This is a genomic window from Pseudomonas sp. JAI120 (assembly GCF_014207255.1).
Lineage (GTDB): Bacteria > Pseudomonadota > Gammaproteobacteria > Pseudomonadales > Pseudomonadaceae > Aquipseudomonas.
This window is the reverse complement of the sequence record NZ_JACHCZ010000001.1, coordinates 666522-683484: the sequence shown is the minus strand read 5'-3', so window position 1 is coordinate 683484 and position 16963 is coordinate 666522. Positions and strand designations below refer to the sequence as shown.

At 63.0% G+C, this 16963-nt stretch carries 17 protein-coding genes and 1 pseudogene; 9 read left to right on the top strand and 9 right to left on the bottom strand.

The genetic code is table 11. The annotated features are described in order from the left end of the window. Positions 1 to 101 precede the first annotated feature (101 nt). Together yghX and HDC32_RS03170 are read right to left on the bottom strand one after the other, a co-directional pair. The gene (yghX, locus tag HDC32_RS03175; RefSeq protein ID WP_184742477.1) at positions 102 to 989 is read right to left on the bottom strand and encodes a YghX family hydrolase; all 888 of its coding nucleotides are present in this window, start codon (positions 987 to 989) and stop codon (positions 102 to 104) included. A 44-nt stretch (positions 990 to 1033) separates the two neighbouring features. Then, positions 1034 to 1528 carry a PaaI family thioesterase gene (locus HDC32_RS03170; RefSeq protein WP_131696078.1) on the bottom strand — a complete coding sequence of 165 codons (495 nt, stop codon included), beginning with the start codon at positions 1526 to 1528 and terminating at the stop codon, positions 1034 to 1036. An 87-nt stretch (positions 1529 to 1615) separates the two neighbouring features. Here HDC32_RS03170 and HDC32_RS03165 point away from each other — a divergent pair, with 87 nt between their 5' ends. Continuing rightward, a complete protein-coding gene (locus tag HDC32_RS03165) occupies positions 1616 to 2173 on the top strand; it encodes a YceI family protein (RefSeq protein WP_184742475.1) in 558 nt (185 codons plus the stop codon). Here HDC32_RS03165 and HDC32_RS03160 read toward each other — a convergent pair. After that, a complete protein-coding gene (locus HDC32_RS03160) occupies positions 2170 to 3060 on the bottom strand; it encodes a DMT family transporter (protein ID WP_184742473.1) in 891 nt (296 codons plus the stop codon). The two genes, HDC32_RS03165 and HDC32_RS03160, sit on opposite strands and share 4 nt — an antisense overlap. A gap of 89 nt (positions 3061 to 3149) precedes the next feature. Here HDC32_RS03160 and HDC32_RS03155 point away from each other — a divergent pair, with 89 nt between their 5' ends. Continuing rightward, positions 3150 to 4475 (top strand): PLP-dependent aminotransferase family protein, encoded by a 1326-nt coding sequence (locus HDC32_RS03155; protein ID WP_184742471.1) that lies wholly within the window; start codon positions 3150 to 3152, stop codon positions 4473 to 4475. Between the two features lie 23 nt (positions 4476 to 4498). Here HDC32_RS03155 and HDC32_RS03150 read toward each other — a convergent pair whose 3' ends face one another. Continuing rightward, positions 4499 to 4927 carry a nuclear transport factor 2 family protein gene (locus HDC32_RS03150; protein ID WP_024075865.1) on the bottom strand — a complete coding sequence of 143 codons (429 nt, stop codon included), beginning with the start codon at positions 4925 to 4927 and terminating at the stop codon, positions 4499 to 4501. Between the two features lie 222 nt (positions 4928 to 5149). On the opposite strand from HDC32_RS03150, the gene HDC32_RS03145 reads away from it, so the two are divergent. The 4 genes and pseudogenes from HDC32_RS03145 to HDC32_RS03130 form a co-directional block, all read left to right on the top strand. Continuing rightward, on the top strand, positions 5150 to 6244 hold the full coding sequence (locus HDC32_RS03145; RefSeq protein ID WP_184742469.1) for an SMP-30/gluconolactonase/LRE family protein: 1095 nt from the start codon (positions 5150 to 5152) through the stop codon (positions 6242 to 6244). A gap of 102 nt (positions 6245 to 6346) precedes the next feature. Then, complete coding sequence (locus HDC32_RS03140) at positions 6347 to 6565, top strand: DUF6434 domain-containing protein (protein WP_131696083.1); 219 nt, start codon at positions 6347 to 6349, stop codon at positions 6563 to 6565. Continuing rightward, positions 6562 to 7032, top strand: coding sequence for a RidA family protein (locus HDC32_RS03135; RefSeq protein ID WP_184742467.1), 471 nt, complete (start codon positions 6562 to 6564; stop codon positions 7030 to 7032). Before HDC32_RS03140 ends, HDC32_RS03135 begins: the two co-directional genes overlap by 4 nt. After that, positions 7032 to 7230, top strand: a pseudogene (locus tag HDC32_RS03130) (CPBP family intramembrane glutamate endopeptidase); the annotation flags it as partial. The gene HDC32_RS03135 and the pseudogene HDC32_RS03130, both read left to right, overlap by 1 nt. Before the next feature lie 304 nt (positions 7231 to 7534). Here HDC32_RS03130 and HDC32_RS03125 read toward each other — a convergent pair. Continuing rightward, on the bottom strand, positions 7535 to 9241 hold the full coding sequence (locus HDC32_RS03125) for an amidase (protein WP_184742465.1): 1707 nt from the start codon (positions 9239 to 9241) through the stop codon (positions 7535 to 7537). A gap of 56 nt (positions 9242 to 9297) precedes the next feature. Continuing rightward, entirely contained in the window at positions 9298 to 10083 is a 786-nt protein-coding gene (locus HDC32_RS03120) for a helix-turn-helix domain-containing protein (RefSeq protein WP_184742463.1), read from the bottom strand. A gap of 83 nt (positions 10084 to 10166) precedes the next feature. Here HDC32_RS03120 and HDC32_RS03115 point away from each other — a divergent pair, with 83 nt between their 5' ends. Together HDC32_RS03115 and HDC32_RS03110 are read left to right on the top strand one after the other, a co-directional pair. Next, positions 10167 to 10472, top strand: a complete 306-nt coding sequence (locus HDC32_RS03115; RefSeq protein ID WP_145337582.1) for a DUF2834 domain-containing protein — start codon at positions 10167 to 10169, stop codon at positions 10470 to 10472. Further along, positions 10465 to 10908 carry an MAPEG family protein gene (locus HDC32_RS03110; protein WP_131696088.1) on the top strand — a complete coding sequence of 148 codons (444 nt, stop codon included), beginning with the start codon at positions 10465 to 10467 and terminating at the stop codon, positions 10906 to 10908. The genes HDC32_RS03115 and HDC32_RS03110 overlap by 8 nt, the downstream gene beginning before the upstream one ends. On the opposite strand, the gene HDC32_RS03105 is transcribed toward HDC32_RS03110, so the two are convergent. Both HDC32_RS03105 and HDC32_RS03100 read right to left on the bottom strand, forming a co-directional pair. Next, positions 10890 to 12065: a GGDEF domain-containing protein gene (locus tag HDC32_RS03105; protein ID WP_145337584.1), complete on the bottom strand. Its 1176-nt coding sequence runs from the start codon at positions 12063 to 12065 to the stop codon at positions 10890 to 10892. The two genes, HDC32_RS03110 and HDC32_RS03105, sit on opposite strands and share 19 nt — an antisense overlap. Before the next feature lie 109 nt (positions 12066 to 12174). Continuing rightward, positions 12175 to 13386: an MFS transporter gene (locus HDC32_RS03100; RefSeq protein ID WP_131696090.1), complete on the bottom strand. Its 1212-nt coding sequence runs from the start codon at positions 13384 to 13386 to the stop codon at positions 12175 to 12177. Positions 13387 to 13483: 97 nt separating this feature from the next. Between HDC32_RS03100 and HDC32_RS03095 the strand changes: the two genes are divergently transcribed. Beyond that, positions 13484 to 14305 (top strand): AraC family transcriptional regulator, encoded by an 822-nt coding sequence (locus HDC32_RS03095; RefSeq protein ID WP_131696091.1) that lies wholly within the window; start codon positions 13484 to 13486, stop codon positions 14303 to 14305. On the opposite strand, the gene HDC32_RS03090 is transcribed toward HDC32_RS03095, so the two are convergent. After that, positions 14262 to 16871: an EAL domain-containing protein gene (locus HDC32_RS03090; protein WP_184742461.1), complete on the bottom strand. Its 2610-nt coding sequence runs from the start codon at positions 16869 to 16871 to the stop codon at positions 14262 to 14264. The two genes, HDC32_RS03095 and HDC32_RS03090, sit on opposite strands and share 44 nt — an antisense overlap. Positions 16872 to 16963: the final 92 nt, after the last annotated feature.

The window sequence follows — 16963 nt, the reverse complement described above, 5'->3', positions numbered from 1 at the left end:
GGCGAACACGGTACTTGTGGCGAGGGAGCAAGCGCTTATCAAACTTTCTACTCCTTAACTGACAGGCATCAGGGCAAGCCCCTCCCACATGTTGACTGCATTCAGGCCGGGTATTTATGGAACCAGCCCAGCGTCCTTTCCCACGCCAGATTCGCCGCCGCCTCGTCATAACGCGGTGTCGAATCGTTATGGAAACCATGGTTGGCCCCCTTGTAGATATACGCTTCATAAGTCGTGCCGGCAGCCTTCAGGGCCTTTTCATACGCCGGCCACCCCTCGTTGATCCGCGTATCCAGCTCGCCGAAATGCAGCATGATCGGCGCCTTGATGCGCGGCACGTCCTTGTCTTGCGGCTGGCGCCCGTAGAACGACACCGCCGCGCCCAGTTCCGGGTAAGCCACCGCCGCTGCATTGGTCACGCCGCCGCCATAGCAGAAGCCGGTGATGCCGACCTTGCCGGTGCTGCTGTCGTGGTGCATCAGCCATTCGATGGCGGCGAAGAAGTCGTTCATCAGCTTGGTCGGGTCGACTGTCTGTTGCAGCGCCACGCCTTTTTCATCGTTGCCGGGATAGCCGCCCACCGAGCTCAGGCCGTCCGGCGCGAGGGCGATAAACCCGGCTTTGGCCAGGCGCCGGGCGACGTCTTCGATGTAGGGGTTGAGGCCACGGTTTTCGTGGACCACCACCACGGCCGGCAGCTTGCCGGCGGCCTTGGCCGGGCGCACCAGGTAGCCACGCACGGTGCCGTTGCCCTTGGGCGAGGGGTAGGTGATGTAGTCGGCAACGATGTCCGGGTCGGTGAATTTCACCTGTTCGGCCAGGGCATAGTTGGGGCTCAGGGCCGCCAGCAGGGCCGAAGCGGTGAGGCCGCCAAAGGTGAACAGCGCGGCGCGGTCGAGAAATTCGCGGCGGTTGATCTTGCCGTGGGCATAGCCGTCGTAGAGTTCCAGCAGTTCGGGGGCAAAGTCTTTCGCGGTGAGACGAGTCATCGGTTCGGTCCTCGATTAGCGGTGCCAGTCAATGTAGACCAGGATCAGCTTTCACGGCCATGGGCGGCTGCAGCCAGTTCGCGGGTGTCGACGCGCACGAACAGCGAGTCGCCGACTGCCGTGAGCACCTCTCCGGCGTACACCTCGCAGACCACGCGGCTTTTGCGGCCCACTTCGCCTTCGACCCGAGCGCGCAACGTGAGGCGCACGCCCATCGGTGTGGGCTTGATAAATTTGATGCCCAGGTTGCCGGTGACGCAGTCGATGCGCGGCAGGCTGCCGGGTTCGCGCTGTTCGGCACGGTAGTGGTAGGCCATGGCGGTCCAGTTGGAATGGCAGTCCACCAGCATGGCGATCAAGCCGCCGTAGACCAGGTCGGGCCAGCCGCTGTATTTTGCCTCGGGATGATGTTCGGCGACGACATGGACACCATCGGCGTCCCAGCGGCTCTTGATGTGCAAGCCATGCGGATTGCTGCCGCCGCAGCCGTAGCAGATGCCTTCCGGCGCGGTGATGTCCTGTAGAGAAGGGGTGGGCATGCAGCGTCCTTATTGTTGTGAGCGACTAGCCTGTTTAGCAGGACCGGCACCTGATGGGAATACATCCATTTTTTTGCGGAGCGTGGCATGAAGCGTCGAATTCTCACGTTGGCCCTGGCCCTGGGTGTCATCGGCTGTGCCCAGGCGGCGGAGTACACCGACGTCAACCGCACCGCCAGCCAGATCAGCTTTACCTATACGCAGTTGGGGCAGCGGGTGTATGGCACCTTCGGCGACTTCGAAGGCACGCTGAGCTTTGACACGCAAAAGCCCGAAACCGGCCATGCCTTGCTCAAGATCCAGCTGGCGAGTATCGATGCCGGCAGCCCGGAGGCGAACGATGAGCTGCAACGGGCCTCGTGGTTCGATACCGCGACCTATCCGGTGGGCGTGTATGAGTCCACCGGTGTCACGGCCTTGGGGAATAACCGCTTCAACATCAGCGGTAACCTGACGATCAAGGGCACCACGCGCCCGGTGGCGGTCAACGTAGTGCTCAAGGAGCTGGATGGCATTGGCGTGTTCGACGGTGAGTTCATCCTCAAGCGCGGCGACTTCAGGATCGGTGAAGGCGAATGGGCCGGCAACAGCGTGGTGTCCAACGACATCAACATCAAGTTCAAGATGGTCGCGCCCCAGCGTTAGCGCGCGAACCGCTTGGCCCCGGCCACGCAGCCGATCACCGCAATCGTCACCAGCAGCATGCCCAGGCTGACCTGTTCATGCAGCAAGCCCGCTGCCAGCGCCAGACCGAAGAACGGTTGCAGCAGTTGCAATTGGCCAACGGCAGCGATGCCGCCCTGGGCCAGGCCGCGATACCAGAACACAAAACCGATCAACATGCTGAACAGTGACACATAGCCCAGGCTCAGCCAGGCCGGCAGGCTGATGCCGCTGACGCTTGACGGTGCCAGCGCCAGGCTCAGCGGCACCACCATCGGCAACGACACCACCAGCGCCCAGCAGATCACCTGCCAGCCGCCCAGGCTGCGCGACAGTTTGGCGCCTTCGGCATACCCCAGGCCGCACACCAGCACTGCCAATAGCATCAGCACGTCACCCGCAGGTGCGGCGCTCAAGCCTTGGGCAAAGGCGTACCCCATCACCAGCAGACTGCCGAGGATCGAAAACAGCCAGAACACCGGGCGCGGACGCTCGCCGCCGCGCAGTACAGCAAACACGGCGGTCGCCAGCGGCAGCAGGCCGATAAAGACGATGGAGTGTGCGGAGGTCACGTATTGCAGCGCCAGTGCAGTGAGCAGGGGGAAACCGATCACCACGCCGAGGGCGACGATGGCCAGGGGCATCCATTGATGGCGCGCGGGGCGTTTTTCCTTGAACAGCCACAGCAAGGCCAGCCCCAGCAGGCCGGCAATGGCGGCGCGGATCAGGGTGAGGAACACCGGGTCGAATTCCATCACCGCCAGGCGCGTGGCCGGCAACGAACCGCTGAAAATCACCACGCCGATGAAGCCGTTGATCCAGCCTTGAGTGCGGGTATCCAGGCTGCTGAGGGGAGAAGTACGTTCCATGAGGGGCGCCCGAAAAGGATGAGTTGCGTGGGAGGCATCCTAGGGTCGAAGATAAAGACAATCAAAAAATTGTCATGGATACATCGCTTATGCCCCGCGCCCGCTACAAGTCGTTGGTCGACAGCTTCGCCGAGGCCATTCGCTCAGGCAGCATGCCCCCCGGCACACGGCTGCCGACCCACCGCCAGTTGGCCGCCGAGCATGGCCTGGCGCTGGTCACCGCCAGCCGGGTGTACGCCGAGCTGGAGGCGATGGGCCTGGTCAGTGGCGAGACAGGTCGGGGCACCTTTGTGCGCGAAATCTCGCTGCCGCCGGGGCAGGGCAGCGGGCAGATGAGTGTGGCGGCGGGCATGCTCGATCTGAATTTCAACTACCCGTCCTTGCCGGGCCAGGCCGACTTGCTGCGCACCGCATTGCGCCAGTTGGCGCTGTCCGGCGACCTTGAAGCGCTGCTGCGTTACCAGCCCCACGCCGGTCGCCTGCATGAGCGCGCCGCCGTCGCGCGGCATCTGTTGAGCCGAGGGCTGACGGTCGAGGCCGAACAGGTGCTGGTGGTCAGCGGCGCCCAGCACGGGTTGGCCGTGACCATGATGGCCTTGCTCAAGCCCGGTGATGTGATCGCCGTCGACGCCTTGACGTATTCGGGGTTCAAGGTGCTGGCCGAGACGCTGCACCTGGAGATCGTCGCCATCCCGGTCACCGCCGACGGCCCGGACCTGGACCACCTGCAAAGCCTGTGTCGCAAGCGCCCGGTGCGTGCCGTGTACAGCATGCCGACCCTGCATAACCCGTTGGGCTGGGTGCTGAGCCTGGCGCAGCGTGAGCAGTTGGTGGCGATTGCCCGTCAGCACAACCTGATGATCATCGAGGATGCGGCCTACGCGTTCCTGGCCGAGGACGCGCCGCTGCCCGTGGCGAGATTGGCGCCGGAGCGCACGGTCTACGTGGGCGGGCTGTCCAAAAGTGTCGCGACCGGCCTGCGCGTGGGGTTTATCGCTGCCCCTTCGGGTTGGGTGAAAGCCCTGGAGCGCACCATCATGGCCACCACCTGGAACGTGCCGGGGGTGATGAGTGCGATTGCGGTCGCCTGGATCGAGGACGGCACGGTGGCGCAACTGGAAGCCCAAAAGCGCCAGGATGCGCGGGCGCGGCAAGCCTTGGCGGCGCAGGTGCTCAAGGGGGTGGCCTACACCAGCCACCCGTCATCGTATTTCTTGTGGCTGCCCCTGGCGGAAGAGGCCCGCGCCGATCAAGTCGCCATGACCTTGCAGCGCGACGGCATTTCCGTCTCCACCGCCGAGCCCTTCGCCGTTTCGGCCCACGTGCCCCACGCGTTGCGCCTGGCCTTGGGCTCGGTGGACATGCCGGCGCTGCGCGAGGCGTTGGTGAAGGTGCGCAAGGTGGTGCAGTGGTGAGCCCGATGGCTCACCGCTAGCCATCAGAATTTAAACGCCTGGCGACCGATCAGCAGCCAGTGGCCTTTCTGCTTCTGCCAGATCTGGAAGTTCTCGATTTCGGTCGGCACTTCTTTGCCACTGTTCACCGCCAGGGCGGAGAAGTGGTTGCGTACCAGCGCAGTGTCGCCGCTCAAGGTGATGGTCTGTTTCTGCATTTCGAGGGTCTTGAAGCCGCTGCGTCCGGTCTCGATGTCGGCGATGAATTCCTGCTTGTTCTGGATCTTGCCGCTTGAGTGGCCGTAGGTGAGGTTCTCGGCGGTCAAGCTCTGGAGCTGCTTGAGGTCTTTATGCAGCATCGCCTGGGTCAGGTGGTCGACCGCTTGGGCGACGTCTTTGTCGGCGGCAGGGGCAGCGGCCACATACCCGCTGAACAGGCACAGAAAACCGATCAGCACTTTGACGTTTTGCATGGGTGTTTCCTTATTGTTGTTGGGGAGGTGTGCGGGCAACACGTTACCGAGTGTGTCATCGTACAACATTGCAATAGTTGCAGAGGGCTTGGAAAGCAAAATTTAGAATATTTGCGCAGAACCTTGGATTGTAAGGGTTGGATGAGATTTTCAATCTTGTACGATGTCTCATCACGGGTTAAAACTAGTCTCCCGTCTAACAATAAAATAACGGAGATACCTATGGATTTTCCCCCTTCGCCTGCCCGGCCCGAACACAGCCGCCGGGGCTTTCTCAAGCGATCCCTGGCGGTTTCCGCGTCGGTGGCGGTGCTGGGCAACCTGCCTCGCCTGGCAGACGCTATCGAGCCGTTGAGCCAGCGTTATCCAGACCCGCTGATCAAGGTGCTCGACGACAGTTTCCTCGAGCTGCGCCTGTTCAATGCCAGCGTTGAGCGCCTGGCGACCGGCCTGCGCTGGGCCGAGGGGCCGGTGTGGATCGGCGATGGCCGCTACCTGCTGCTCAGTGATATCCCCAACAACCGCATCGTGCGTTGGGATGAGGTGACCGACAGCCTGTCGGTGTACCGCGAAAACGCCAACTTCTCCAACGGCATGTGCCGCGATGGTCAGGGTCGCCTGCTGGTGTGCGAAGGTTCGACCACCTCTGGCGAGGGGCGGCGTATTACCCGCACCGAGCACAACGGCCGAATCACCGTGCTGGCGGACAGCTTTGACGGCAAGCCCTTCAACTCGCCCAACGACATCGTGTGCAAGCGCGATGGTTCGGTGTGGTTCAGCGACCCGCCATTCCAGACCGGCAACAACTACGAAGGCCACAAGATCACCCCCACCCAACCCCATGGCGTGTACCGCATCGACGCTGAAAGCGGCAAGGTCACGCGGGTGATCGACGATCTCAACGGTCCCAACGGCCTGTGCTTTGCGCCGGATGAAAGGACCCTCTACGTGGTGGAAGGGCGGGCCAAGCCCAATCGGCTGATCTGGGCTATTGACGTCAAGGACGACGGCACCCTGGGAGAGCGGCGCAAGCATATCGAAGGCTTTGAATACGCAGCGCTGGACGGCATCAAGTGCGACGAGAGCGGCAATCTCTGGTGCGGCTGGGGCGGCAATGGCGACCCCAAGGCCGACCTGGAGAAGCTCGACGGCGTGCGCGTATTCAATCCCCAGGGCAAGGCCATCGGGCATATCTCGCTGCCGGAACGCTGCCCCAACCTGTGCTTTGGCGGCCGCGAAGGCAACCGCCTGTTCATGGCCGGCAGCCATTCGATCTACGCGTTGTTCGTCAATACCCGAGGGGCGGATTTCGCCTGATAGGCGCTGAAAAAGATCCACTGTCAGCGTCGGTTCACCGGCGTTCACAGTGGCCATTTAGCGCTATGCTGCGTGCTCCCGAAACATCAGAGCGTTACGCAAATGGACTTCGATTGGCACAGCGCCCCCATCACCCGCAGCACGCCTGTCACTTCACACTACAAAAACACCCAGAACGTACGCCGTTTCATGCGTGAGCACTGCGGCGCGGGGTTCAAGTTCGACCGGCCTTTCATGGCCTGGATTCGCAACCCAACACCCAAGACGATGGGCGACGTGGTGGATGAGTGGCAGCGTCGCAACGAGGACTCACGCCCATGACACCGGATGAAAAATACCAGGCCGTGCAACAACGCCTTGGCTATCAATTGGATGAGTTCAAAGTCGGCGGCAACTACACGCCGCTGGTGCGCGACGGCAACCACCTGTACATCAGCGGGCAGATTCCTCGCGTCGGCGACACGATCGTGCTGCCGGGTAAAGTCGGTGACACCTTGACCCTGGCCCAGGCACAAATCGCTGCCGGCATCAGTGCATTGCGCTGCCTGGGCCTGCTCAAACAGGCGCTCGGTTCGTTGGGCCGGGTCAAGGCCATCCCGCGTATCACCGTGTATGTGCGCAGCGCCGAGGACTTCGATCAGCAGAGTGAAGTGGCCAACGGCGCGTCGGACCTGTTGCACGAGGTCCTCGGCAGTGCCGGTGTGCATACGCGCACGTCGGTGGGGGTGATGCAGTTGCCGAAGTCGGCGGCGGTGGAGATCGACATGATTGCGGTCGCGCGCGACTGATGATCAGTGGCGTGGTGTTTGCCGCCTGCCATGCCTTCCTGGCCTTGAGCGTGACCCAACTGGGATGGCCGGTGTTGCTGTTTACCCCTGATCGAAGGGCTGGCCTGCGCGCTGGTGCGTATGCGTCATGGCGTGTTGGCTGCAACGGCCTGCCATGGCACGGTAATCCTGCTGATTGCGGTGCCCTATATGGCCTGACTTGAAATACGGTTAGAACTGTGGGAGGGGGCTTGCTCCCGATTGCAGTGGGTCAGCCACAGTTGCATCAACTGACACTCCCTCATCGGGAGCAAGCCCCCTCCCACACTTAACCGAGTACACCAGTCACAACTCCGGTCGGCTCGAAGACTGCAAAAGCCAGAGCAAAAGCAGACCGAGATCTACCTGATATATGCAGATCCAAATGTGGGAGGGGGCTTGCTCCCGATGGCAGTAGTTCAGCCACAGATGCATCAACTGACACTCCCTCATCGGGAGCAAGCCCCCTCCCACAGTGAATCAGTTAGTGTGTCGCCAGCGGCGGCGTGCGCGGCGGGATCAGGCGTTTGCTGCCGGTGGCTTCATACGCCGCCGCAAACCGCAGCAATGCCGAATCCTCATAGGCCCGCCCGGCAAAGGTCAGCCCGACCGGCATGCCGATATCCGCCATCACGCCCATGGGCACGGTAACGGTAGGCACGCCCAGATGGCGGATGGCGAGGTTGCCGTTGGCCACCCATACACCATTGCTCCACGCGATATCGGCACTGGCTTCGTTCACATCGGCATCCGCCGGGCCCACATCGGCCACGGTCGGGAACAGCACCGCGTCAAGGCCGAGGCCGTCCATCCAGTCTTCCAGGTCGATCCGCCGGGTTTGCTCAAGGCCACGCAGGCCATCGGGGACAGTGCTGATCTCGTTCCACGGGGTGATGCCGCGCTCGGCCATGCGCACGTATTCGTCCATGCCGGCCGCGAGGTCGTCTTCACGGTTGGGCAAGGTGCCGGGGTCGTGGGGGAAGATCTTCGGCCCGTCCACATCGGCCAGGCGGTTCAGGGCCGGATCATTGTTGGCGCGCAGGAAATCATCGAAGGCCCAGGCCGACAGTTCCCACAGTTCATCGTGCAGGAATTCCTTGGACACCAGGCCACGGGTAAACACGGTCGGCGCGCCGGGGCGGTCGCCTTCGCAGTTGGACACCAGCGGGAAATCCACCTCGACGACTTCGGCGCCGGCGGCTTCCAGCGCCCGGCGGGCGTCTTTCCATAAGTCGATGACGCTGTCACGGGTGTTGATCTTCTGCCCGGTCGGCCCGCCGATGCCGGGCTTTTCGCTGGTGCCGGCCTCGGGGTCGGCATTGATGTACATGCGCGGCACGCCGAAGCGTTTGCCGGCCAAGGCTTCAGTGTTGACCGCCAGTTCAGCGTAGGACGCCGGGCGCACCGAGGCGACGTCGGGGATCGGCACCCACGGCTGCAGGCGCCACAGGTCGCCACGGGTGTCCGGGTCGTCGGCCACCACCACGTCGAGTACTTCCAGCAGGTCGGCCATGGTGCGGGCGTAGGGCACCACCACGTCCATGGTCGGGGTCAACGGCCAGTTGCCGCGCACCGAAATCACCCCACGGGACGGGGTGTAGGCGCACAGGCCGTTGTTGGACGCCGGGCCACGGCCGCTGGACCAGGTTTCTTCCGCCAGGCCGAAGGCGGCAAAGCTGGCGGCGGTGGCGGTGCCGGCACCGTTGGATGAACCGGAGGCGAACGGCGCGGTGAGGTAGTCGGCGTTATACGGGCTTTCCGCGCGGCCATACACGCCGCGCTGCATGCCGCCATTGGCCATCGGCGGCATGTTGGTCTTGCCCAGGCAGATGGCGCCACCGGCGCGCAGACGCTCGATGGTGAACGCATCGCGCTGGGCGACCAGCTTGGCGAACGCCGGGCTGCCGGAGGCGGCGGTCAGCCCTTTGACCAGATAGCTGTCCTTGGCGGTATAGGGAATGCCATCCAGTGGTCCCAAGGTTGTGCCCTTGGCCCGGCGTGCATCGGAAGCCTCAGCTTCCTTCAGGGCTTCGGGGTTACGCACGACGACGGCGTTGAGTGCGGTAGCGGTCTGCGGGCCGTCATAGGCATCGATCCGCGCGAGGTAAGCGTGCACCAGTTCAACGGCCGTGGTCTGGCCGGATTCGAGCGCCGCGCGCAATTGGGCAATGGAGACTTCGGTAACTTGCATGACGTTTTCTTCGCCGCCTTAAGTTGAGGTATGGCGGCAGTCTACGTACAGATATTTCACAAAACCAGTGCGGCATTTTCCCCATAGGCGGCACGCATCACCTGCCAGGTGGCGTCGTCAGCGGGAATCAGATGTTCGATGCGCAGGGAGGTGAGAGTGATGTCCTGGGGCATGCCGAAGGTGGTGAAGGTGGACAGGAAGTTCAGCTCGCCCCGACTGGAGTGCAGGCGGGTCACCACCAGCGGCGGCATTTCAGTGGGCGGCGCAGCGGGGGCGGGGGCGGGCAAGCTCGCCAGTAACGCGGCCAATACGGGGTTGCCCAACGCTTCGCGGCTTGCCCGTTGCCAGGCCAGGGTGCGGATTTCTTCGGCGTTGATCAGGTGGTCGCCCAGGCCACCGGGTTGCAGCAGGGTGGTCAGCAGGTTCAGGCCTTCGATTGGCGGCGTGACCCCCACCAGCCCCAACAGCACACCAGTACTGGCATTCGCCGCCAGTACTTCCCAGTGGCTGCCGAGCAGGATCGCCGGGGCCGGGTTGTTGGCGTGCAGTACATGGCTGACCGCCTCGCGAATCGCAGCCATGGCCGGCGCGGCGAGCGGAGTAGCGGTATAGCGGGGCGCGAAGCCGGCGGCGAGGAACACGCGGTTGCACTGCTCCAGCGGTGTTTCCAGTGCGGTTAGCAGGTGCTGCAACGTACCTGGGCTCGGCTTGGCGCGGCTGGTTTCGAGGCAACTGAGGTGGCGCTGGGAAACGCCGGTGATCAGGGCCAAGTCAAGTTGGCTCAGGCCAGCCTGTCGGCGTAGCTGGCGCAAGTGTTCGCCGGCAGTAGCGGGGGTATCCATGGCGTGACGATGACCTCCGAGGTCATTGCGAGGAAGGCAACCTTATCACTAGGGTGGGCCTCGATCACGTCAAGGAACAGACCATGCACAAACCTTATCTGGCACTCGCCGCTCTGTTGGGCTTTTCGCTGTACACCCTGTTCACGCTGCTCACGGCCGAGCAATCGTTGCTGGCCTTCGGACGAGAGTTGATATCGCGCCCGGACACCGCGCAGGTAGTAACCGACCTGTACCTGATGGCCGTGCTGGCCTGTGTGTGGATGTACCGGGATGCACGGTCGCGGGGACGGTCGCTGGCGTCGGTGCTGCCGTACTTCTTGCTGACGGCGGTGTTCGTCTCGGTGGGGCCGTTGCTCTACATCGTGCTGAAGGGATTTCGGGATGAATGAGCTGTTGAACATCTACGCCCTGTGCGTGCTGGTGCTGTGCCTGAAGATGTTTGGCATTTCCTGCTATCAGGGTTTTTTCCGGCTTCGCGGGCTGGCCTTCACCAACCGCGAAGATGCGGCAGTCTTCAAGCGTGCTGCACATCCCGTGGAGTTACCCCAGGTGAGTCGGGCGTCCAGGGCCTGGGCCAATGACCTGGAGAATATCCCGTTGTTCTTCGTGCTCGGCGGGTTGTGTGTGGCGCTGGGCACTGCCGGTGCGCCCACAGCCTGGTTGTTCGGCGGTTTCACCCTGGCGCGGATGGCCCATACACTGATGTATCTGGCGGGATGGCAGCCGTGGCGCACGCTGGCGTATGGGCTGGGGGTGGCGTGCCTGTTCGGGTTGGGCGCAATGACGGGGTGCAGTGTGGCGGTCAATTACGACCTTTCGCTGTAGGAACCAGACCCCGTCCGATCCACCAACCGAATGCTATCCCGCCCGCCACGCTTGGACTCATACAGCGTGGTGTCCCCCTGTTCGATCAGCGCCGCGAGGCTGGCCGGCGGCTGGTCGAACAGGGTGGCGCCGATGCTCAGGGTCACGGGCGCGGGCGTGGCGAACGTCTGCGCGGCCAGTTGCTGAAACTGCTCGCGCAGGCTGCTGCCCAGTTCGACGATCTGCTCAGTCGAGGCCGGATTGAGCAGGATCACAAACTCATCACCGCCCAAACGTGCAGCCAGCGCGCCTCGGGGCACGACTGCGCGAATCATCTCGCTCAAGGCGATCAGCACGCGGTCGCCGGCGGTATGGCCGTGGAGGTCGTTGACCGACTTGAAGTTGTCGATGTCGATCAGCAGCAGGGCGCCCGGTTGTTGCGCCGACACCTGGGCCAGCAGGCGCGGGGCGCGCAGGTCGAGGGCGCGGCGGTTGTAAAGGGCGGTGAGCGGGTCGCGGGCGGCGAGGCGGGCGATCTGCTGTTCGCGACGGTAGCGTTCGGAACCGGTCATCGACAGCGCAATCAGCATGATCGCCATCGCGCCTTCCACCAGGGACACCTGGATGATCTCGCCCTTGAACGCCGCAAGGTCGATCAAGGTGCCGGGGATCATCACCGACAGCGCCTTGGCCACGTAGAAACTCCCGTGGACCAGCAGCACATAACGCAGTTGCACCGCGCCGATGCTCAATGACCGGCCGTGGGGCCGCAGCAGGAAACTCGCACGCAAGGTCGGCAGTGCGACCAGCAGCGACTGCACGCCGAGCATGGCTTTGGACCACGGCAGGTCGGTCGGCAGCATCAGCATGCCCAGCCACACGGCCAGCATCAGCAGCCACAGTGGTGACAGGCGCACGTGGGTAAAGCGCGCGACACCGAGCAAAAACAGGACATGCGCGCTCACCAGCAAGCCGTTGGCAAACCAGATGCCGATGAGCAAATAGCCATTGATGCGCAGCAGGGCCAGGGTGGAACCGACGGTGATGGTGGCGAAACCGGCGCTCCAGAACAGCAGCGAAGGTTCGCGTACGCTGCGCCATTCTATGGCCAGGTACAGGGCAGCAGCGGCGGCCAGGGCAACGGTGAGTGCCAGAATCGTAGGAGGGTCGAGCGTCATTTCGTGCCGGGTCTGCCTGGGTGTGCGTTTAAACCGGAATTGTAAGCGCACACACAGGGTTTTCAGAACACAAAAGGTAGTGGCACACAGCTATTCGATGATCGGCGGTTCAGACGCCTTTGGTCGACGGCAGCAGTATCGTCAGGATGCCCACCAGCGGCAGGAATGAGCACAGTGTGTAGACGTACTCAATGCCGTGGCTGTCGGCGAGCAGGCCGAGCAGCGCCGCGCCGATACCGCTGAAGCCGAACATCAGGCCGAAAAAGATCCCGGCGATCATGCCGACATTGCCCGGCACCAGTTCCTGGGCAAATACCACGATGGCCGAGAACGCCGAGGCGAGAACAAAACCGATCACCACGCTGAGCACGGCGGTCCAGAACAGGTCGACGTAGGGCAGGGCCAGGGTGAACGGCGCGGCACCGAGGATCGAGAACCAGATGACTTTCTTGCGCCCGATCCTGTCGCCGATCGGCCCGCCCGCGAAGGTGCCCACGGCCACCGCCCCGAGGAACAGGAACAGATACATCTGGGAACTCGATACCGACAGGTGGAATTTTTCAATCAGGTAAAACGTGAAGTAGCTGGTCAGGCTGGTCATGTAGAAGTATTTGGAGAACACCAGCACCGCCAGCACCACCAGGGCAAACGTCACGCGGCCTTTGGACAAGCCGTGGGTGGCTTTGCCGCCTTGCTTGAGCTTGAACAGGTTGAGGTGGTTGCGGTACCAGCGGCTCAAGCCATACAGCACCAGGATCGCGAACACGGCAAACAGCCCGAACCAGGCGATGTTGCCCTGGCCATAGGGAATGATGATCGCCGCCGCGAGCAACGGCCCCAACGCGCTGCCGGCGTTGCCACCGACCTGGAAGGTCGATTGCGCCAGGCCGTAGCGCCCGCCGGAGGCCAGGCGCGCGACGCGCGAGGTTTCCGGGTGGAAGGTCGATGAGCCGACGCCCACCAGGGCTGCCGCCAGCAGGATCGCCGGGAAGCTGCCGACAAACGCCAGCATCAGGATGCCGACCAGGGTGCAGACCATGCCTGCCGGCAGCAGCCACGGCTTGGGATGCCGGTCGGTGTGGTAGCCGATCCAGGGTTGCAGCAGGGACGCGGTCAGTTGGAAGGTCAGGGTGATCAGGCCGACCTGGGTAAAGCTCAGCCCGTAATTGGCCTTGAGCATCGGGTAGATCGACGGCAATACGGCCTGGATCAGGTCATTGATCAGGTGCGCCAGGGCACAGGCGCCGAGGATGCGCATGACTAACGGGCTTACTTGAGGCGGACTCGAGGTGGCGGCAGGTGATGCGGTCAAGGTCGACATGCAGGCATTCCATACAAGGCAGTGAACAGGGGCAGCGAGTACTTAAGCCGGCTGCCCATTTCAATTTGTTTCAGAGCTTATGCTAGATTCGGCAAAAATGCCTGTCTCGCGTAATTCGGGAGGCAACCATCGTAAAAAGGGCGAAATGATCAAGTCACTGGATAAATTTTTGCAGGAGATCGATGAGGGCGACTGGGCTGTCATCAGTTCGGCCACCGATTATCCGGAAAACTGGGTGATACCCGAGCACAGTCACGAAAAGCATCAATTACTCTACGCCACCGAAGGCGTGATGGTGGTGCATTCGGCACACAACCAATGGACGGTGCCACCCAATCGCGGCTTCTGGATACCCTGCGGGCACGTGCACTCCCTGCGCTGCGTGGGCGCCCTGAAAATGCGCAGCGTGTTTGTTCGCCCCGACAGCTTCCCCAACCTGCCGACCGAGACCAAGGCGGTGAGTATTTCCCCGTTGCTCAGCGAACTGATCAAGGCCTCCGTGAGCTTGAAACCGCCCTATGCCGAAGACTCCCGCGATGCGCGGATCATGCACCTGATCCTCGACGAACTCGCGCTGTTGCCGGCTTTGCCGCTGTCGCTGCCGCAGCCCGCCGACCCGCGTATCAACCAGATCTGCCTGGCGTGGCAGGATGACCCGGGCGATGCCTCCACCGTGGCGGATTGGAGCGAGCGCCTGGCGCTCGACCAGAAAACCATCCAGCGCCTGTTCCGCAAGGATACCGGCATGACCTTCGGCCAATGGCGCCAGCAGGCGCGGCTGCTGCTGGCATTGGAGCGTATCGCGGTGGGGCAGAAGATTATCGATGTGGCTCTGGAACTGGGCTACGAAAGCCCGAGTGCGTTTACCAGCATGTTCAAGAAACAGTTTGGCAAGACCCCGAGTCATTTTTTCCGCTGACGTCGGCGCAGTAGTCGTCCAGCAAGCTGTTGAATGCGTCGATATCCAGCGGTCGGCTGAGGAAGTAGCCTTGGCCTTCCTCACACGCCACGCTTTTGAGCATGGCCAGGTGTTCAGCGGTTTCAATGCCTTCGGCCGTTACCGTCAGGGCAAGGGCACGGCCCAAGCCGACAATGGCTTGGATAATCGCCTTGTCATCCTCGCTTTCCTCCAGCCGGGTCAGGAAGCTGCGGTCGATTTTCAAGCCGTCGAACGGGAACGCACGCAGGTAGCTGAGGGACGAATAGCCGGTACCGAAGTCATCCATGGCAATGCGGATGCCCAGTTGCTTGAGCGTGCGCATCACCTCAAGCGCACCGACGGCGTCCTCGAGCATGACACTTTCGGTCATTTCCACCTCAAGGCGCGCAGCGTCGATACCCGAGGCGTCCAGGGCGTGGCGCACGCGCTCCACCAGATTGCCGCGCTTGAACTCGGTGGGTGACAGGTTCACCGAGACGAACAGCGTGTCCGGCCACTGCGCCGCGCACGCGCAAGCGGTTTCCAGTACCCAGTCACTCAGCGACAGAATCAACCCCGATTCTTCGGCAATCGGAATAAAGGTGTCCGGGGCGATCAGCCCGCGTACCGGATGCTGCCAGCGCACCAGTGCTTCGGCCCCGACCATCTGCCCGTCGGCGATGCGATAGCGCGGCTGGAAGTGCAGGCGCAGTTCAGCGTGCTTGATCGCAAAGCGCAGATCGCTCTCCAGGCGCCGCCGTTCGATGATCCGCGTATTCATTTCCCCGGAGTAAAAGCGCCAGGTATTGCGCCCGGCCGCCTTGGCCTCATACAGCGCGATATCGGCGTAGCGCAGCAGTTCGGTGGCATCGCGGGCATCGGTGGGCGCCATGGCAATGCCGATACTGGCGCTGATAAACACCTCTTGTTCGTCGATTTTGAACGCTTGCTCGATGGACTCGATCAAGCGCCTGCAAAGGTTTTCGACTTCGTCCTGGGTACCGGCTTCGCAGAGGATCAGCACAAACTCATCGCCGCCGATACGGGCCACCAGGTCACCGTGGCGCACGCAGGCGGCCAGGCGGCCGGACACTTGATTGAGCACCCGGTCACCGGCGGCGTGACCGAGCAGGTCATTGACCGGCTTGAAGCGGTCCAGGTCGAGGCTGAGCATCACCAGCGGCTGCTCGGCGCTGGGCAGGGCCTTGAGTTTGCCTTCCAGGAACGCCTGCAGGCGTGTGCGGTTGGGCAGCCCGGTCAGGGCGTCGTGTTGAGACAGGTACTCGATGCGCCGACGTGCTTCGACTTCTTCAGTCACGTCGGTGGCCGTGCCGCGAAACCCGCCGCAGGGCATTTCCCGCGCCGACAGCCGGGTGGTGCGCTCCTGTCCCTGGGCATCGATATAGCGGCACTGCACACTGACGTCCACGCGCCGACCCGGGGTGCTCAGCCATTGCGACAGCAGGCCGGCTTCGGTGTCCAGCAGGTCGCTCATCGCGGCCCCGAGCCAGGCTTGCCGGGCCAGGCCGGTGACGTTTTCGAAGCGTTCCGACAGGTAGGTAAAACGCCAATCGGCATCGATTTCCCAGACCCAGTCGGAACTTGCCTCCACCACATCCCGAAAGCGTGCTTCGCTGGTGGCCAGGGCGTTCTGGCTGTCCAGCAGTGAGGTGTGGCTGGCATCCAGGGCGAGGGCGGCGGCAGTGGCGCGGCGCAGAATCACCCAGGTCATCAGGCACACCAGCAGCGCGGCCAGCCCCAGCAGCGGCAAGCCTACGCTCATCAAGCGCAGGCCGGGTCGCGCAGGTTCCCAATGCAGGCTGCCGGCCGCGCCGTTATCGCCCAGAGGGAAAACCAGGGTCTTGCCGATGTCGTCGGGCGTGGCCACATGCAGCTTGCCCACGCCGAAGTCAGCGCCGATTGCACTCAGCTTGGCGCTGTTGAGGACGTCGACGAAGATCAACACCGAGGCAGGCCGGCCATCGGGCTCTACCGTGGGATCGGTGCCGGGCGTGATCGCGGCGGCGGCCACCAGTGCCGGGCTGCCGCGTACATTGATGAACGCCGTGACCGGTGTTTCGTTTTCAGCCCCGGCACGCGCCTGCTCGATAATCTCGGCCAGGGGTTGGTCGAGCCACTGCGAGAGTTCGATGTTTTGCAGCTCGCCCTTGATCACCGAGTAAACCGTGCGATTGTCGTCGTCGACCACAAACAGGCCTTGGAAACCGAAGTCCTGATACAGCGTGGCGCCGACGTTGCCGCGCGCGTAGGCCCAATCGCTGTCCACTGTCATGTGCAGGTGCTTGTAGGCATCGCTCCAGAAGGCGTAGTCCTTGACGGTCACCCGCAGGGATTTTTCCAGGGACTGCATGGCTTTGCGGGTATAGAACGCGCTTTCCTCCTGTTCGGAATGGTCCAGTTCGCGCGCAAGGTACACCAGGGAGTAGGCGGCGGCTGCAAAGACCAGGGCCAGCAACGCCACGAAATTGAACAGCGATGTACGTGCCAGCGACAGGCTGGTGCGATTGGAGAGCTTGCGCACAATGGGGGCGAGAGAGTTCGGCATATTTCCCGCAGGACGTCGCTGCAAGTAGGGGATATGCCTGGGTATCGGCTGTCTGGGCAAAATAATTAGCGCTTCAGCGCCGTGCGCCCCCG

Excerpts from the sequence above, each read along its gene's own strand:
- HDC32_RS03170 (WP_131696078.1), bottom strand. The coding sequence starts at position 1,528 with ATGCCCACCCCTTCTCTACAGGACATCACCGCGCCGGAAGGCATCTGC.
- HDC32_RS03120 (WP_184742463.1), bottom strand. The coding sequence starts at position 10,083 with ATGGATACCCCCGCTACTGCCGGCGAACACTTGCGCCAGCTACGCCGA.
- HDC32_RS03155 (WP_184742471.1), top strand. The coding sequence starts at position 3,150 with ATGCCCCGCGCCCGCTACAAGTCGTTGGTCGACAGCTTCGCCGAGGCC.
- HDC32_RS03105 (WP_145337584.1), bottom strand. The coding sequence starts at position 12,065 with ATGACGCTCGACCCTCCTACGATTCTGGCACTCACCGTTGCCCTGGCC.
- HDC32_RS03110 (WP_131696088.1), top strand. The coding sequence starts at position 10,465 with ATGAATGAGCTGTTGAACATCTACGCCCTGTGCGTGCTGGTGCTGTGC.
- HDC32_RS03115 (WP_145337582.1), top strand. The coding sequence starts at position 10,167 with ATGCACAAACCTTATCTGGCACTCGCCGCTCTGTTGGGCTTTTCGCTG.
- yghX (WP_184742477.1), bottom strand. The coding sequence starts at position 989 with ATGACTCGTCTCACCGCGAAAGACTTTGCCCCCGAACTGCTGGAACTC.
- HDC32_RS03090 (WP_184742461.1), bottom strand. The coding sequence starts at position 16,871 with ATGCCGAACTCTCTCGCCCCCATTGTGCGCAAGCTCTCCAATCGCACC.
- HDC32_RS03145 (WP_184742469.1), top strand. The coding sequence starts at position 5,150 with ATGGATTTTCCCCCTTCGCCTGCCCGGCCCGAACACAGCCGCCGGGGC.
- HDC32_RS03095 (WP_131696091.1), top strand. The coding sequence starts at position 13,484 with ATGCCTGTCTCGCGTAATTCGGGAGGCAACCATCGTAAAAAGGGCGAA.
- HDC32_RS03165 (WP_184742475.1), top strand. The coding sequence starts at position 1,616 with ATGAAGCGTCGAATTCTCACGTTGGCCCTGGCCCTGGGTGTCATCGGC.
- HDC32_RS03125 (WP_184742465.1), bottom strand. The coding sequence starts at position 9,241 with ATGCAAGTTACCGAAGTCTCCATTGCCCAATTGCGCGCGGCGCTCGAA.
- HDC32_RS03135 (WP_184742467.1), top strand. The coding sequence starts at position 6,562 with ATGACACCGGATGAAAAATACCAGGCCGTGCAACAACGCCTTGGCTAT.
- HDC32_RS03150 (WP_024075865.1), bottom strand. The coding sequence starts at position 4,927 with ATGCAAAACGTCAAAGTGCTGATCGGTTTTCTGTGCCTGTTCAGCGGG.
- HDC32_RS03100 (WP_131696090.1), bottom strand. The coding sequence starts at position 13,386 with ATGTCGACCTTGACCGCATCACCTGCCGCCACCTCGAGTCCGCCTCAA.
- HDC32_RS03140 (WP_131696083.1), top strand. The coding sequence starts at position 6,347 with ATGGACTTCGATTGGCACAGCGCCCCCATCACCCGCAGCACGCCTGTC.
- HDC32_RS03160 (WP_184742473.1), bottom strand. The coding sequence starts at position 3,060 with ATGGAACGTACTTCTCCCCTCAGCAGCCTGGATACCCGCACTCAAGGC.